Source organism: Brevibacillus sp. FIR094 (assembly GCF_050477165.1).
In the GTDB taxonomy this organism is placed as follows: Bacteria; Bacillota; Bacilli; order Brevibacillales; family Brevibacillaceae; genus Brevibacillus.
The window spans coordinates 34,486-48,445 of record NZ_JBEAES010000002.1 but is presented as its reverse complement, the minus strand read 5'-3'; the positions used below and the strand labels follow the sequence as shown (position 1 = coordinate 48,445).

The window sequence follows — 13,960 nt, the reverse complement described above, 5'->3', positions numbered from 1 at the left end:
CCCTTCTCTTTTGCTTTTCCTTCGTCAGAAAGTTCTGTAGAATAAAGAGATCAAGATACATCCATGAGTGAACTATGAAAGGAGCATGCATATGGATCTATTTTTGCAAGGAAAAACGGCTCTGATACTCGCCTCATCAAAAGGATTGGGGAAGGCAACAGCGCAGTGCCTCGCCCAAGAAGGAGCGAATGTTACGATATGCGGTAGAGATGAGGCTGCTCTGGAAATCGTTCGTGCTGATATCGAACAAGCTACTGGAAAATCACCTCTTGTCGTAACAGTGGATGTCACGAAAGAAGAAGACATAAAGCGAGTTGTCGAAGAAACGGTCAAGCATTTTGGCAGCGTCGATATTTTAATCAACAATTCTGGTGGACCTGCAATAGGCAGATTCGATCAGCTCACCGACGAACAGTGGATGCAAGCCTTCCAGCTAAATTTGCTCAGCTATGTACGTGCCATTCGTGCTGTATTGCCGCATATGCGAGCGAACCAATTTGGAAGAATCATCAACTTCGCTTCCTCGTCCTTTAAACAGCCAATTGAGAATTTGCTTCTGTCCAATACGTTTCGTACGGGGGTATTGGGCCTCTCCAAGACGCTTTCTTCAGAACTCGGACCAGATGGGATTTTGATTAACACCATCGGGCCTGGCAGAATTGCGACGGATCGGGTGGCACAATTGGATGGGCTTACCGCTGAGGCGAAGAGCATCAGTGCAGATGAAGTAAGAGAAAATTGGGAGAAGCAAATCCCATTGGGCAGATATGGTCAGCCTGACGAGTTTGCTCGCATGGTGACGTTCTTGGCTTCGCCAGCAAACAGCTACGTGACAGGTCAATCCTTCCTGATCGATGGTGGCTTGATCCGTGCGATCTAATAATAGAAAGGAGAATTCCTTTGAGTAAAGAGAGTTCATTTGATATCGTGTCCAAAGTAGAGTTATCCGAAGTGAACAATGCGATTCAGACCGCATTAAAAGAAATAGAAAATCGCTTTGACTTCAAAGGGAGCAAGAGCAGCATCTCCTTGGAAAAGGAAGAGCTCGTTCTCGTCTCCGATGACGACTTTAAGCTCAGTCAGGTAAAAGACATTTTACTTGGGAAGCTTGTCAAACGGGATGTCCCGATCAAAAACCTCGACTACGGCAAAGTTGAACCGGCAGCGGGCGGTACTGTCCGTCAGCGTGTCAAGCTAGTGCAGGGGATCGACAAAGACAATGCGAAAAAGATCAACAGCATCATTAAAGATACAGGGGTCAAAGTAAAAACACAGATTCAAGACGATCAAATTCGCGTGACGGGAAAAAGCAAAGATGAATTACAGCAAATCATCAACGCGATTCGCAAGGCTGATCTGCCATTGGAAGTACAATTTATTAACTATCGTTAACTACGGGGTGTTCAAAAAGTCGGCTTTTGATCACGAAGTAGTTCAGGAAGCGAATTCGACATCGAATATGGCGTTTACCTCCGAAGTCCGGTGCTCATGTAGATTGCCTACACTCCGCTCCTCCTTCGTTGGGTTCTCGCCATCTTCCCGGCGCTGAAAAGCCAACTGTTTGAACTGGTATTACTAGAAAAGTTTTTGCTTCTAACTCTCTTCACTCTCGCATATGCATGTACAAATAAGTGACAAGCACTTGCGAAAGGGAGAGTAGAGACATGAAGGTCTTTATTATCAGTATGCGCAATCTCATTTTGGGCGGAATCGTTTTTCTTGTAGTACTGGTGGCGGGAATCGTACTTCTGGTCAAAGACCCTTTGAGCGTCTCAGACTCTTATCGACCGTCAGATCCAACCGCTTCTGTTACAACGACGGCATCCATGAACCAGCCAGCTGGGTCAGAAAAGCCAGCGCTGAATATGGAGGTCAAGTTGGATGGGACGACGGCAGAAGTATCCTTGCTTACAGAGCACTTCACGTTTGTTCAGGAAAATGGAGAATTGGCAGATGCCCCAGTCTTTGGTGAGGGACACGCACATTTATACCTGAATGGCGAACCAAAAGGGATGATTTATCAACCAGAATTTTTACTGAAAAAGTTGCCCAAGGGAGAGCATGAAATTCGGGTCGAGCTCAACTACAGCAACCACCTGCCATACAAGGTAGAGGCTACGAAAAAAATCGTCGTGAAGTAAAGTAGATGGCGTTCCACAACAGGGACGCTTTCTTTTTTCGTCAAAAGAAAGGGGCGTTCATGTATGTCAAAATCGTCATCGACGAAGGAAGAATTATTAGCGGGCGGAAACGTAACGAATGTATACCGTTCTGGCAATACCGTTAGAAGGGAAGTAAAGCCAGGAAGCAAGCACATCCATGCATTATTGAAGCACTTGGAAGGAATATATGCATGCAAACGAAGCGTTACAAGAAATTGCGAAAATGCTTCGGCTTTATCATGATTCAGTGAGTGATTTTCCTTTCGATGATCAGTGGCATTTGTTGGATCACACTCCTGGCCCGCGTGAGGTCATCTGTCATAACGATTTTGCTATGTATAATATCATTTTCCATCAACGAGTACCGATTGGCATTATCGATTTTGATTTAGCGGCTCCGGGACCAAGACTTTGGGATATTGCCTATACGCTCTATACCTGCGTGCCTTTGAGTAGATTTTCTTTAACGGAATCCGGAGAAAAAATCCATTACCAACCACTGCTGCATGCCAATCAGCGAAAACAGCGAGTGGCCATGTTTTTTGAATCGTACGGGTTGGAAATAAAGGAAGGTACGCTAGAAATGGTCTTGCTTCGTTTAGAAGGACTATGCAAAACCATTGCGAGAAAAGCCAGTGAAGGCGATGCTGCTTTTCAAAAGATGGTCGAAGAAGGTCATATTCTTCACTATCAAGAAGACATCGCATTTATCAAGGAACACAAGAACGAATGGATATAGGACGATAATGGAAAAAGAAGGATTGTGGCGTAAAAGGAAGAATCCTACAGAATAGTCTGAATGTTTTGGGGGTGCTTGTATGATTCATATGACCACAATCGGCAACATGTTAGACGACACAACCAGTAAGTATCAGGAAAAGGAAGCGCTGGTTTATCACGAACGAGGGCTACGTTATACGTTTGGTGAATTTCAAGCGATATGCAATCAGGCCGCGCGGGGATTTATGTCTCTTGGCATTCAAAAAGGGGACAATATCGCGATTTGGGCAACCAATCTGCCAGAATGGGTGATTTCCCAATTTTCCACGGCGAAAATGGGTGGTGTACTGGTAACGGTCAATACGAGCTACCGGGTACATGAGCTGGAATATTTGTTGCGTCAATCCGAGTCGACGACACTTCTCTTAATGGATTCTTATCGCGATGCGAATTATCTCGCCATGATTCAAGAGATTTGCCCAGAGCTACAGACATGTGAACCTGGAGAGCTACAATCCAAAAGGCTTCCGCATTTAAAAAATGTGATCTATCTAGGGGATGAGCGACAACCCGGAATGTTTTTGTGGGGTGATTTGCTCGAACGTGCTGCATTGGTCACGGAAGAAGAGCGGATCGCGCGTCAGGCGACGCTCTTACCTGATGATGTCATCAATATGCAGTACACATCCGGGACGACTGGTTTTCCAAAGGGAGTCATGCTGTCACATGTCAATATCGTCAACAATGCCGTCAAAGTAGCGGAATGTCAGCGGCTCGGGTTAGCGGATAAGGTGTGCATTCCTGTTCCGTTTTTCCACTGCTTTGGCTGTGTGATGGGGACCTTGGCATGTGTGGCAACCGGTGCGACGATGGTTCCTGTTATTGCCTTTGATCCCGGGGTGGTACTTGCGGTTGTGGAGGCTGAACGCTGCACAGCTCTGTACGGTGTACCTACCATGTTTATTGCCGAGCTGAACCATTCGACGTTTGCCGAGCGCGACCTGAGCTCGCTGCGAACAGGCATCATGGCTGGTTCTTTATGCCCGATTGAGGTTATGAAGAAGGTCGTCGATCAAATGGGAATCCGTGATATTACGATTGCGTACGGACAAACCGAAGCTTCTCCCGTCATCACACAGACCGTGCCAGAGGATTCCCTCGAGCGAAAGGTATCCACTGTCGGTCGCCTGCATGCAGAAGTAGAAGCGAAAATCATCGATCCGGCGACAGGTGACATTTTGCAGCCAGGTGTTCAAGGTGAGCTGTGCACCCGAGGATATTTGGTCATGAAAGGCTATTACAACATGCCAGAGGAGACAGTGAAAGCGATCGATCATGATGGCTGGCTACATACCGGAGACTTAGCAACCGTCGATGAAGAAGGCTACTATCGGATTACTGGCAGGCTTAAAGACATGATCATTCGCGGAGGGGAAAATATTTATCCTCGTGAAGTGGAAGAATTCCTCTATACACATCCAAAAGTGTTGGACGTCCAGATTGTAGGTGTACCTGATGCTAAGTACGGCGAGCAGGTATTGGCGTGCATTCGGGTAAAGCCTCGCGAAACGCTAACGGAGGATGAGATACGGGCCTATTGCGAAGGGAAGATCGCTCATTACAAAATCCCTCGCTACATACAGTTTGTAGACGAATATCCGATGACCGCATCTGGTAAAATTCAAAAGTTCAAGCTGCGGGAGCAAGCACTGGAGCTGTTTGGGCAAAGCAACCCCAATCAGACGGGAACTGCATAGGAAGAGGTTCATAGGCCAGGGAGATGCTCCTGGCTATTTTTTTTAGATCGTTCTTTACTTTCTAGCAACTCTTGACTAAGATAAGTGGAAATTAAAAATGGGAGAGGTGCAGCTTAGAATGGAAGTTCGCTTTCTGGGACCAGGCGATGTAGATGAGCTTATTAAAATTAGACTGGAAGGGCTGCAAACTGATCCAGATGCATTCGGCTCTACCTATGAAGAGGAAATCCAAATGCCTGGGGAAGAGTGGCTCAGAAGACTTTCGCAAGGAGAGGCGGGGGATAGCGGCTATTTTGGAGCTTTTGTGGAAGGGCATCTGGCTGGCATCATCGGTTTTTTCCGCCACAGAGGGATGAAAGCAAGACACAAAGCTTCTATCGTCTCCATGTACGTGCGTGAAGCGTATCGCGGGACGGGTGTCGCACAAGCGCTCATGCAGACTGAGCTCGCGTATTTGAAGAAGCGGGGAGATATTGATACGGTACAGCTCGCTGTCGTCACGACCAATCCGACTGCCATTCGTCTCTATGAAAAAATGGGCTTTCTCCCATACGGTTTAGAGAAGCGGGCACTGAAAATCGGCGATCAATACTTTGATGAGAGTCACATGTATATCCTTCTTTAGGACAAATAGGGAAAAAGCGAAGGGACACAATAGTGGATGCCTTCGCTTTTTCTATGCGCTACGCTATGGATCTATGGATGGAAAATTAACGACTTGCTTCGTATGCAGTGATCTTATCTTCATACTGCAACGTAATTCCAATATCGTCGAGGCCATTTAGCAGGCAGTAACGACGATAGGAGTCTACCTCGAACGGGTAGGAGAGACCTTCACTATCCCGAACGACTTGTTCTTGCAGATCGATGGTCAGCTGGTAGTTCGGCTTGTTTTGAGCACGATTGAACAGCTCATCGACTTGTTCTTCACTCAACTTGATCGGCAGGATGCCGTTTTTGAAGCAGTTGTTGTAAAAAATGTCCGCAAAGGATGGAGCAATCACACAGCGGAAGCCATAATCAAGGAGAGCCCATGGCGCATGCTCACGAGAGGAGCCGCAGCCAAAATTGTTGCGGGCAAGAAGGACAGTAGACTCCTTGTACGCAGGCGTATTCAGAATGAACGTATCGATTGGTGCACCATCTACAGTAAAGCGCCATTCGTAGAACAGGAATTGACCAAAACCGCTGCGCTCAATGCGCTTCAAGAACTGCTTAGGGATAATTGCGTCCGTATCTACGTTTACACGATCGAGTGGGGCTACCGCTCCAGTGTGGATGACAAATGGATTCATTGGAATACCTCCTTACTAGCGTTCTCGTTTTTCCATTCACGTACGTCGACGAAGTGACCTGCGATAGCTGCTGCTGCTGCCATTTCTGGGCTAACCAGATGCGTCCTTCCGCCGCGTCCTTGACGTCCTTCGAAGTTCCGGTTGGAGGTAGAAGCACAACGCTCACCCTCGGAAAGGATATCTGGATTCATAGCCAGACACATAGAGCAACCAGATTCGCGCCAGTCAAAGCCAGCTTCTTGGAAAATGAGGTGCAAGCCTTCTTGCTCAGCGAGCTGCTTAACTGCCTGAGAGCCAGGAACGACCATCGCGTGAACGGAAGGGGAGACCGTGCGTCCTTTTGCCACTTCGGCTGCTTTGCGCAAGTCCTCGATCCGACCGTTTGTACAGGAGCCGATAAACACGCGATCGATTTTGATTTCGCTCATAGGAGTGCCAGGTGCAAGGTCCATGTACGCCAGAGCATCTTGTGCCGCTTTGCGCTGTGCGACTGTCTCGAATGACTCAGGGTTTGGAACGGTGCTCGTAATGTTCGTACCCATACCAGGGCTCGTTCCCCAGGTAACTTGTGGTGCGATCTCGGCTGCCTCGATTTCTACACAGGCATCAAATGAAGCGCCTTCGTCCGTGCACAGCTCTTTCCAAGCCGTGACAGCTGATAGGAAGTCTTCCCCTTGTGGAACGTAGCGCTTGCCTTTCAAGTACTCAAAAGTAGTCTCGTCAGGAGCGATTAAGCCAGCACGAGCGCCACCCTCAATCGTCATGTTGCACACCGTCATGCGTTCTTCCATGGTCAGGTTGCGGATCGCAGCGCCTGTGTATTCTACGACGTAGCCAGTTGCAAAATCAGTTCCGTATTTTGCGATAATCGCCAAAATTAAATCTTTTGCACTGACACCGAATGGCAGGTCGCCATTTACGCGTACTTCCATCGTTTTCGGTTTGGATTGCTGCAAGCATTGCGTTGCGAGTACATGCTCCACTTCACTGGTACCAATACCGAAGGCGAGGGCACCGAATGCTCCATGAGTGGAGGTGTGGCTGTCACCGCAGACGATTGTTTTGCCTGGATGCGTGAGCCCGAGCTCAGGACCAATGACGTGGACGATCCCTTGATCTGGGCTGTTCAGATCAGCGAGTGTAATCCCGAACTCCTCACAGTTTGTCGTCAAGGTTTCCATTTGTTGACGAGAAATCGGATCTTTGACATTAAAACGGTCAGCAGTCGGTACGTTGTGGTCCATGGTTGCGAAGGTAAGCTCTGGACGGCGTACTTTGCGGCCAGCCAAGCGGAGTCCTTCAAAAGCTTGCGGTGAAGTCACCTCGTGAACTAGGTGCAAGTCGATATACAAAAGGCTCGGCTTGCCTGCCTCTTCGTGAATAACGTGATTGTCCCAAATCTTTTCAAACATCGTACGGGCTGTCATTATGTTTCCTCCTTCGATCAAAATCTCTTAACAAGGTTGTAACATGGCAAAGAGAATAGTTCAAAGATATAATAATTATAAGAAGGATAGTTTTTACCTATCGGGAGGTTTATATGGAGTTACGACAAATTCGTTATGTACTTGCTGTTGCGGAAGAACGGAGTTTCTCTCGGGCAGCCAATCGATTGCATTTGGCCCAACCTTCGTTGAGCCAGCAAATTGCGAAGCTGGAGAAAATACTCGGTGTCAGCTTGTTCCATCGCTTGCCTCAGCACGTAGAACTGACTGATGCGGGCCAGCGCTTCATACAGGTGGCACAAACGCTCGTCGACATGTCAGAGGGGCTAGAGAGGGAAATGCGAGCTTATGCCGTAGGAGAAAGCGGCAAATTGCTAGTAGGAAGTCTACCGATTACAGGGGCGTATGTACTGCCAAGGGTATTGCCTACGTTTACAAAGAATTTTCCTGGTGTCGAGCTGCAATTAATGGAGGAAACGTCGAGTCATTTGGAGCAGCTACTTGTGCGGGGGAAAATTGATGTAAGCCTTTTGACAATGCCCATCAGTGATCCGTCTCTGGAAATCATCCCCGCGATCAACGAAGAGATCTTTTTAGCGGTACCAGCCAATCATCCGCTCGCGAAACGAAAAGAAGTCGATCTCGCAGAGGTAGCCGATCAGCCTTTTATCCTGTTAAAAGAAGGACAAGGTTTCCGCACGATTTCGCTCCGGCTCTGTGAGCAGGCGGGATTCCGACCGCGAATCGTGTTTGAGAGCTCGAACATCCAGACGGCTCAATCACTTGTTGCAGCAGGCATGGGGCTGTCGTTTGCGCCGAAAATGATTACGCTCGCACCTGGAACAATTGAACCGCCAACTTATGTGCGCATAAAAACCAAGCCATCACGGACTCTTGTGGTGGCATATCGAAAAGACAAGCCTTTGTCTCGTCCGGCAGAGGCATTTGTTCAATGTCTTATCGAGCAGGGTGGGAAAATATAAAGGCAAACAAGAAACCCAGTCGCCGCAATCATTTGCGAACACTGGGTTTTTCATCTTGCGGCTTTGTATCTTGAACAAGTTCGGAAAAGACGACGAGCCTTCGAGCATGCTCCTGTGTTTTCTTGTTAAATTTGCCGGAGCAGGTAATCAAATTCAGATGTGAGCCCTCTGCATTCCCAAAAATCTGATCGATGGGGGCTTCGGCTGTCTGGAAGCTTTCTACTCTGCGAACCTGGAAGGTTAACGTCCTTCCTTTTGTTTCACGCACCATGATTTTGTCGCCGGGCTTTAGTTTTTTCAGATGGTAAAAAACAGCTGGACCCGTATAATGATCAAAATGACCGGCGATCACTGCATTCCCTTTCATCCCGGGCTTCGTCCATGGAGCCAAAATACCCACGCGATCAAAAGCCTTTGGGACGTCCATTTGCCCATTCGGTAAAACGCCGACCGGTTCTACACGAGCTTGTAGGTTCAGTTTTGGAATATGTAGAAGTGCCGGCATGATTCCGTTTGGAAGCGGAGGGGCAGGAAGGAACGTTGGTTGGGGTGGCAGTGAAGGACCATAAACGGTAACCGTTTGTTTGATAAGGATGGGTCCTGCTGGTTTTTGCATAGTATTTACGATTTTGGGCGCCTCGACAGGTTGTTTAGCTGTATGGCCACAACCGATTGTAACCAAACTAATGAATAGAAGGGACCCGAGCAGTTTTTTCATAAGTCGCAAAGAAAAGGGGGAAGATCCCCCTTTAATTGCTTGCCCCACCCATACCGGTTTTCGGCATAGCCTTGATATGTGCTTTGCCTTTATGTGCTTTGGTTTTCATATGGTGAGCTTTGGTCTTCATATGATGCGCTTTTGTTTGTACCTTGTGGTGTTTTTTGTGACCGTCATGTGTTGCAGCGGATACAGGAATTGCAGTAGTTACCAAGCATGCAACCATCAACAGAGCAGCGAATTTCTTCATGAGTAGCACCTACCTTAAAGTTTTTGGGGTACAACAGATAGGATTTCCGATTGTTGCTTTGTTAGTGATGGCAATTGTTTCTCCTAAACGTCCCAAACAGCCCGTGCCTGTGGTACACTATTTCCAAATCATTCTGGGAGGAAGATAACATGAGAGAAATTAAGACAGAAGCTGAGTTCGAGCAAGTAATCACAGCAACCAAGCCAGTCATTGTCAAGTTCTTCACGGATTGGTGCCCAGATTGCCATCGCATTGATCCATTTATGCCTGCCGTGGAAGAAAAATACAAAGAACAGCTGGACATGATTGAAGTCAACCGTGACACGCTCCCGGACTTGTCCCAAAAGTACGATGTCTTCGGAATTCCGAGCTTTATTGCGTTCCATAATGGAAAAGAACTGGTTCGCTTTGTTAGCAAGCTTGGAAAAAATCGTGAGGAGATCGAGCATTTTCTGGATCGTGCTATTCAAGTCAGTAAAGGAACCGAGCAAGCGTAATTGCATGAACATAGAACAGGGAGATAGACAGAAATGTTATTCATGAAAAAAGAAGGGGAATGGCTCGTTGCTTATTTACGAGACAAAGACGATGCTATCCCGATTGGGAACCTGCTGCGCGAAGAGTGGAAGCTGCCTCGCAAGCAGGTCCATCTTTTATTCCAATACAAAGAAGTCCTACTGGATGGCGCACCTGTTGCTCAGCATGTTGCAGGACAAGCAGGGCAGGAAATTCGCCTGCGGATGTGCAAGGCTGAGCCATTGGGGCTTGATCCGGCTAGTGAAGTTCCCGAGATCTTGTACGAGGATGATCATTTGCTCATCGTGAACAAGCCAGTTGGCCTTCTGCTACATCCGACCGAACGATATCATCATGTGACGTTGGATCATCTCGTGTCGGGGCACTTTTTCCGTACAGGTTTGGAAGCAAAAGTCCGTCATGTCCATCGGCTGGATCAGGATACGTCAGGCGTCGTTCTATACGCGAAGCATGCGTGGGCTTCTGCACTGTTAGATGAAATGCTGCGTGAGCGCACAATCAAGCGTACCTATGTCGCGTATGTTTCGGGACAAATGCCCAAAGAGCGCGGGAAAATCAATGAGCCTATTGGTAAAGACCGGAATCATGGAACGCGCAGAAGGGTCACACCTAACGGAGATTCGGCGATTACCCATTATCAGGTGAAGGAACGTTTTCAAACCGCTACGAAAGTAGAATGTCAATTGGAGACGGGGAGAACCCATCAAATTCGCGTTCACTTCAGTCATATTGGGCACCCGCTTTTAGGTGATGAACTGTATGGTGGCAAGCGCGAACTCATTAAGCGACAAGCGCTGCACGCAGCAGTGCTCAAATTTGTGCATCCATTCGGGGGAGAAGTCATCGAAGTCACGGCTCCGTTGCCCCTCGATCTGTTTCACTTGGAAAAGAAGCTGAGATAATCGCCATTTGACTACGGGATGAATAAACTGCCAAGGAGGAAACGAGAGAGGGTGGTCTTTTGAAACGACCCATAATCGGTATCTTGACTTGGCGGGAAGGCAAACGCTTTGCAGAGCCAACCTATTTTCGGCGACTACTCAAGGCTGGACAAGAACTAGGCTGTACCGTTTTCTTGTTTTCACCAAACGATGTGCTTGGAGCCGGCAAGCAGGTGAGAGGGTATGTCCCGGGGAGCAATGGCGGTTGGCAAGCGAGGATTTTTGACCGTCCAGACGCTGTTTTCGACCGGTACCGCTATACACCGTCACAAGCGTTTAAGAACTATGTGGCTTTTCGGCGAACGAGTAATTTTTTATACGCAAACAATCGCTTGGCAAACAAATGGCGTGTACATGAGGTGCTGCATCGGGACCCCAGAATGCATCGCTGGCTTCCGGAGACCCAGCTCTACAACCGACAAAGCCTAGTTAACATGCTAGGCAAGCATCCATTGCTTTACGTAAAGCCGCTTAATGGAACAGGGGGACGAAACATCTTGTCCATTGAAAAACGTGGCAACGAACTTCGACTGCTCGGACGGAACAAGCAAAGGGCGAAAGTATCCACAGTAGTAAGCGACAAAGCTGCTGCCCAGAGATGGGTAGATCGTTGGACGAGACAGGAGAAATACATCGTTCAGCAAGGACTTCGTTTGCAGCTGGTTCCTTCACGTGCAGTAGACATGCGCCTCTTGATTCAAAAGAATGGGCAGGGTGAATGGAGCATTACAGGTCATGGAATTCGCGTGGGACCAGAACGCAGTGCCACCTCTAATCTGCATGGTGGCGGAAAAGCTATTCCAGTTTCGGTATTTCTCCGACCGAAGTTTGGGGAGGAACGCACTTCGCAGATCGTGCGTGATTGCGAACAGCTTGCTTTTCAAACAGCGGAAACACTCGAGGATCATTTTGGACGGATGGTTGAATTTGGACTGGATATTGGCATCGATGTCGATGGTCGTGCTTGGCTGATCGAAGTAAATCCCAAACCAGCTCGGGAAATTTTCCGGGAGATGGGGGCAATGGGACAGTACAAGAATGCTATTACTCGTCCGCTCGAATACGCCATCTACCTTGCGAAAACACAAGGACGCGAAGGTCGCGAGCCACTTTTGAAGAGAAAGGTCGCTAGAGGATAGCGTGAAAGCAGAACAGCGGCAGTCAAGGACAATGTCTGAAGTCCTTGTCTACCGCTGTATTTGCTAGGTGGAGATAGAAAGCGGTAATTGCAATTTGCTTGGGATGTCAGGGGCGTAATCGGGTGTATGGATAACAGAAAAAGAGAATCCTTCCCGGACGAACGTAAGCTCATGAGCATCCGAATGGAAGAGGACATTACTTTTTTCAAAGCGTCTCCGCACTTTTTGCAGGAACGCTTGGTCAGGTGTTCCAAAAGTAACGTGCATTTTTGGTGGCAACGCTTTCATGGCAATGGGAATCCAAGGTCTATTTTTCCATGTGGCTACAATATGTGCCGTACCCCCGATGACGAAGTTAAAAATTTCGCCATCCTCATATGTTTTCATGCTTATATTCGATTTTAGCCATTGCGTAAAAACAGGCACACTATCGACAGGACAGCCCACTTCTCGTAAATACAGAATGTGCAGGGGAGTGGATGGCAGGAAGACCTCTTCTGACACATACTCGTGGGCAATAATCTCAAGAAGATTCCCGTCTCCATCGCGGAAATACAGGTTCATCCGTCCTTTTTCCTGATCAATGTCATGCCCATCCTCCCAGCGAACAAGCAAAAGACCAGATTCTTTGATCTTTTTCGCTGATTCATGAAATAGGGAGTAAGGCACTTGAAAAGCGATATGGGCTGGGGAAATCGGCTCATACACTTCTTCAAAGGTTAAATGAAAATCAGGTGTGACTTGAAACGTAATCTGTTTGTCTGATTGAGTTGAGATCGGAAAGCCGAGACGGTCTGCGTAAACCTGGTGTACCCCTTGGATGGACACAGTTTGTAAGGTTAATTTAGAAAAATGCGTGATCACCTGGCATCACCTTCTCCTATAAAAAGATAAGGTACAAAAAGATAACATAATATAAATTATGTATACTCATTCGATTCACACTGTTTCTAGACAATCTTCTCAAATATCTTGAGAGAGGCGAATCATATCTACCACTTGAATCCCGTTTTCGTAAATCTCTTCCTCATAATGCCGCAAGAAAAAGTCCCGATCGATCCAATTCATCCGAAATCCACACTTTTGATAAAGGGCGAGCTGACCCACGCTAGAATTCCCTGTTCCGACCTCGATCGTCTTATAACCGAGAGATTTGGCCACTTCAATGGAATGAAGAACGAGTTTTTTGCCAATGCCCTGGCCTTGCTGGGCCTCATCAACGGCGACATTCACGAGTTCAATCGTATCCGGTCTGGTTGGAATCAAGACGTAGACACCTACGATGCTATCCTCCAGAACAGCGACATAGCATTGACCTCTTTGTACATAATCTTTCACCAATCTGACAGAAGGGTCAGCCAATAAGAGTAAATCCATTGGTGGTTGTTCCTGTGCGGCAAGCTTGCGAATTTCCATCCGTGTTTCTCCTCCGATTTAAGTTGTTACCGGCTTTGGCAATGGAGCTGATTCATAGTTGACAACCTGGTTATTTTCGTACGTAAAGAAATGCTGACAAGGGTCAGTTTCTTCCAACATGTATGGTAAAAACATGGGAAGGTTTTCTGGGACGCCAGCATTGTCGGGGTCCAAGATCCACGCTAGCTCTTTCCAGTCAAGTATGCCTTCTTCCACTACCTGTGGGGTTTGAGAGCGCTCGTAGTCTTCTGGAAGATGAGCGAGAAATGCATACATACCGCCCGTTTCCATTCCATCGACTAGCCAAGAGACAATTCCTTTGTAACAAGCGGTTTCTAGCAAAATGCCCGTCTCTTCCCGAACCTCGCGAAGAACACTGTCCAATGGAGTCTCTCCGTGCTCTAGCTTACCGCCTACGCCATTCCATAGCCCCATCAACGGTGATTTGTTGCGATTCAGCATGAGTATTCCATTTCTATGTTTGAGAAAGCATATGGTATAGCGATACATGTTATCACTTTCCTTTTAGTTACAGTCGACTTCTTTAACGACCATTGTATCAAATGAGTGGATTCATCAGTAATTTTTATTTAGTTT

General features: G+C 47.5%; 16 protein-coding genes and 1 pseudogene. 10 read left to right on the top strand and 7 right to left on the bottom strand.

Going from position 1 to position 13,960, the window contains the following annotated elements:
- The first annotated feature begins 91 nt into the window (after positions 1-91).
- From ACQ5DJ_RS01425 to ACQ5DJ_RS01400, 6 genes and pseudogenes are all read left to right on the top strand, one after another.
- Positions 92-880 (top strand): SDR family oxidoreductase, encoded by a 789-nt coding sequence (locus ACQ5DJ_RS01425; RefSeq protein WP_429840879.1) that lies wholly within the window; start codon positions 92-94, stop codon positions 878-880.
- 20 nt (positions 881-900) lie between these two features.
- Positions 901-1,392 carry a YajQ family cyclic di-GMP-binding protein gene (locus ACQ5DJ_RS01420; RefSeq protein ID WP_144615996.1) on the top strand — a complete coding sequence of 164 codons (492 nt, stop codon included), beginning with the start codon at positions 901-903 and terminating at the stop codon, positions 1,390-1,392.
- Between the two features lie 272 nt (positions 1,393-1,664).
- Entirely contained in the window at positions 1,665-2,141 is a 477-nt protein-coding gene (locus ACQ5DJ_RS01415) for a hypothetical protein (protein WP_429840878.1), read from the top strand.
- A gap of 63 nt (positions 2,142-2,204) precedes the next feature.
- Positions 2,205-2,901, top strand: a pseudogene (locus ACQ5DJ_RS01410) (phosphotransferase family protein).
- 79 nt (positions 2,902-2,980) lie between these two features.
- Entirely contained in the window at positions 2,981-4,639 is a 1,659-nt protein-coding gene (locus tag ACQ5DJ_RS01405) for an AMP-binding protein (RefSeq protein WP_429840877.1), read from the top strand.
- Positions 4,640-4,757: 118 nt separating this feature from the next.
- Positions 4,758-5,264 carry an N-acetyltransferase family protein gene (locus tag ACQ5DJ_RS01400; protein WP_429840876.1) on the top strand — a complete coding sequence of 169 codons (507 nt, stop codon included), beginning with the start codon at positions 4,758-4,760 and terminating at the stop codon, positions 5,262-5,264.
- Positions 5,265-5,349: 85 nt separating this feature from the next.
- Here ACQ5DJ_RS01400 and leuD read toward each other — a convergent pair whose 3' ends face one another.
- On the bottom strand, positions 5,350-5,934 hold the full coding sequence (gene leuD / locus ACQ5DJ_RS01395; protein WP_017248173.1) for a 3-isopropylmalate dehydratase small subunit: 585 nt from the start codon (positions 5,932-5,934) through the stop codon (positions 5,350-5,352).
- Positions 5,931-7,361, bottom strand: coding sequence for a 3-isopropylmalate dehydratase large subunit (gene leuC / locus ACQ5DJ_RS01390; protein WP_429840875.1), 1,431 nt, complete (start codon positions 7,359-7,361; stop codon positions 5,931-5,933). The genes leuD and leuC overlap by 4 nt, the downstream gene beginning before the upstream one ends.
- A gap of 113 nt (positions 7,362-7,474) precedes the next feature.
- Between leuC and ACQ5DJ_RS01385 the strand changes: the two genes are divergently transcribed.
- Positions 7,475-8,362 (top strand): LysR family transcriptional regulator, encoded by an 888-nt coding sequence (locus tag ACQ5DJ_RS01385; protein ID WP_429840874.1) that lies wholly within the window; start codon positions 7,475-7,477, stop codon positions 8,360-8,362.
- 28 nt (positions 8,363-8,390) lie between these two features.
- On the opposite strand, the gene ACQ5DJ_RS01380 is transcribed toward ACQ5DJ_RS01385, so the two are convergent.
- Together ACQ5DJ_RS01380 and ACQ5DJ_RS01375 are read right to left on the bottom strand one after the other, a co-directional pair.
- On the bottom strand, positions 8,391-8,978 hold the full coding sequence (locus ACQ5DJ_RS01380; protein WP_429840873.1) for a class F sortase: 588 nt from the start codon (positions 8,976-8,978) through the stop codon (positions 8,391-8,393).
- Positions 8,979-9,111: 133 nt separating this feature from the next.
- Entirely contained in the window at positions 9,112-9,330 is a 219-nt protein-coding gene (locus ACQ5DJ_RS01375; RefSeq protein WP_137029273.1) for a hypothetical protein, read from the bottom strand.
- Between the two features lie 149 nt (positions 9,331-9,479).
- Between ACQ5DJ_RS01375 and ACQ5DJ_RS01370 the strand changes: the two genes are divergently transcribed.
- The 3 genes from ACQ5DJ_RS01370 to ACQ5DJ_RS01360 are packed head-to-tail and all read left to right on the top strand — an operon-like array spanning position 9,480 to position 11,947.
- Positions 9,480-9,827, top strand: a complete 348-nt coding sequence (locus ACQ5DJ_RS01370; protein WP_429840872.1) for a thioredoxin family protein — start codon at positions 9,480-9,482, stop codon at positions 9,825-9,827.
- Between the two features lie 33 nt (positions 9,828-9,860).
- Positions 9,861-10,769 (top strand): RluA family pseudouridine synthase, encoded by a 909-nt coding sequence (locus ACQ5DJ_RS01365; RefSeq protein ID WP_429840871.1) that lies wholly within the window; start codon positions 9,861-9,863, stop codon positions 10,767-10,769.
- Between the two features lie 59 nt (positions 10,770-10,828).
- A complete protein-coding gene (locus tag ACQ5DJ_RS01360) occupies positions 10,829-11,947 on the top strand; it encodes a YheC/YheD family protein (protein ID WP_429840870.1) in 1,119 nt (372 codons plus the stop codon).
- Between the two features lie 63 nt (positions 11,948-12,010).
- Here ACQ5DJ_RS01360 and ACQ5DJ_RS01355 read toward each other — a convergent pair whose 3' ends face one another.
- The 3 genes from ACQ5DJ_RS01355 to ACQ5DJ_RS01345 form a co-directional block, all read right to left on the bottom strand.
- Positions 12,011-12,811, bottom strand: coding sequence for a VOC family protein (locus ACQ5DJ_RS01355; RefSeq protein ID WP_429840869.1), 801 nt, complete (start codon positions 12,809-12,811; stop codon positions 12,011-12,013).
- A gap of 99 nt (positions 12,812-12,910) precedes the next feature.
- Positions 12,911-13,363: a GNAT family N-acetyltransferase gene (locus tag ACQ5DJ_RS01350; protein ID WP_429840868.1), complete on the bottom strand. Its 453-nt coding sequence runs from the start codon at positions 13,361-13,363 to the stop codon at positions 12,911-12,913.
- Between the two features lie 18 nt (positions 13,364-13,381).
- Positions 13,382-13,873 carry an NUDIX hydrolase gene (locus ACQ5DJ_RS01345; RefSeq protein WP_429840867.1) on the bottom strand — a complete coding sequence of 164 codons (492 nt, stop codon included), beginning with the start codon at positions 13,871-13,873 and terminating at the stop codon, positions 13,382-13,384.
- Positions 13,874-13,960: the final 87 nt, after the last annotated feature.

Excerpts from the sequence above, each read along its gene's own strand:
- ACQ5DJ_RS01425 (WP_429840879.1), top strand. The coding sequence starts at position 92 with ATGGATCTATTTTTGCAAGGAAAAACGGCTCTGATACTCGCCTCATCA.
- ACQ5DJ_RS01415 (WP_429840878.1), top strand. The coding sequence starts at position 1,665 with ATGAAGGTCTTTATTATCAGTATGCGCAATCTCATTTTGGGCGGAATC.
- ACQ5DJ_RS01405 (WP_429840877.1), top strand. The coding sequence starts at position 2,981 with ATGATTCATATGACCACAATCGGCAACATGTTAGACGACACAACCAGT.
- ACQ5DJ_RS01400 (WP_429840876.1), top strand. The coding sequence starts at position 4,758 with ATGGAAGTTCGCTTTCTGGGACCAGGCGATGTAGATGAGCTTATTAAA.
- leuD (WP_017248173.1), bottom strand. The coding sequence starts at position 5,934 with ATGAATCCATTTGTCATCCACACTGGAGCGGTAGCCCCACTCGATCGT.
- leuC (WP_429840875.1), bottom strand. The coding sequence starts at position 7,361 with ATGACAGCCCGTACGATGTTTGAAAAGATTTGGGACAATCACGTTATT.
- ACQ5DJ_RS01385 (WP_429840874.1), top strand. The coding sequence starts at position 7,475 with ATGGAGTTACGACAAATTCGTTATGTACTTGCTGTTGCGGAAGAACGG.
- ACQ5DJ_RS01380 (WP_429840873.1), bottom strand. The coding sequence starts at position 8,978 with ATGCAAAAACCAGCAGGACCCATCCTTATCAAACAAACGGTTACCGTT.
- ACQ5DJ_RS01375 (WP_137029273.1), bottom strand. The coding sequence starts at position 9,330 with ATGAAGAAATTCGCTGCTCTGTTGATGGTTGCATGCTTGGTAACTACT.
- ACQ5DJ_RS01370 (WP_429840872.1), top strand. The coding sequence starts at position 9,480 with ATGAGAGAAATTAAGACAGAAGCTGAGTTCGAGCAAGTAATCACAGCA.
- ACQ5DJ_RS01365 (WP_429840871.1), top strand. The coding sequence starts at position 9,861 with ATGTTATTCATGAAAAAAGAAGGGGAATGGCTCGTTGCTTATTTACGA.
- ACQ5DJ_RS01350 (WP_429840868.1), bottom strand. The coding sequence starts at position 13,363 with ATGGAAATTCGCAAGCTTGCCGCACAGGAACAACCACCAATGGATTTA.
- ACQ5DJ_RS01345 (WP_429840867.1), bottom strand. The coding sequence starts at position 13,873 with ATGTATCGCTATACCATATGCTTTCTCAAACATAGAAATGGAATACTC.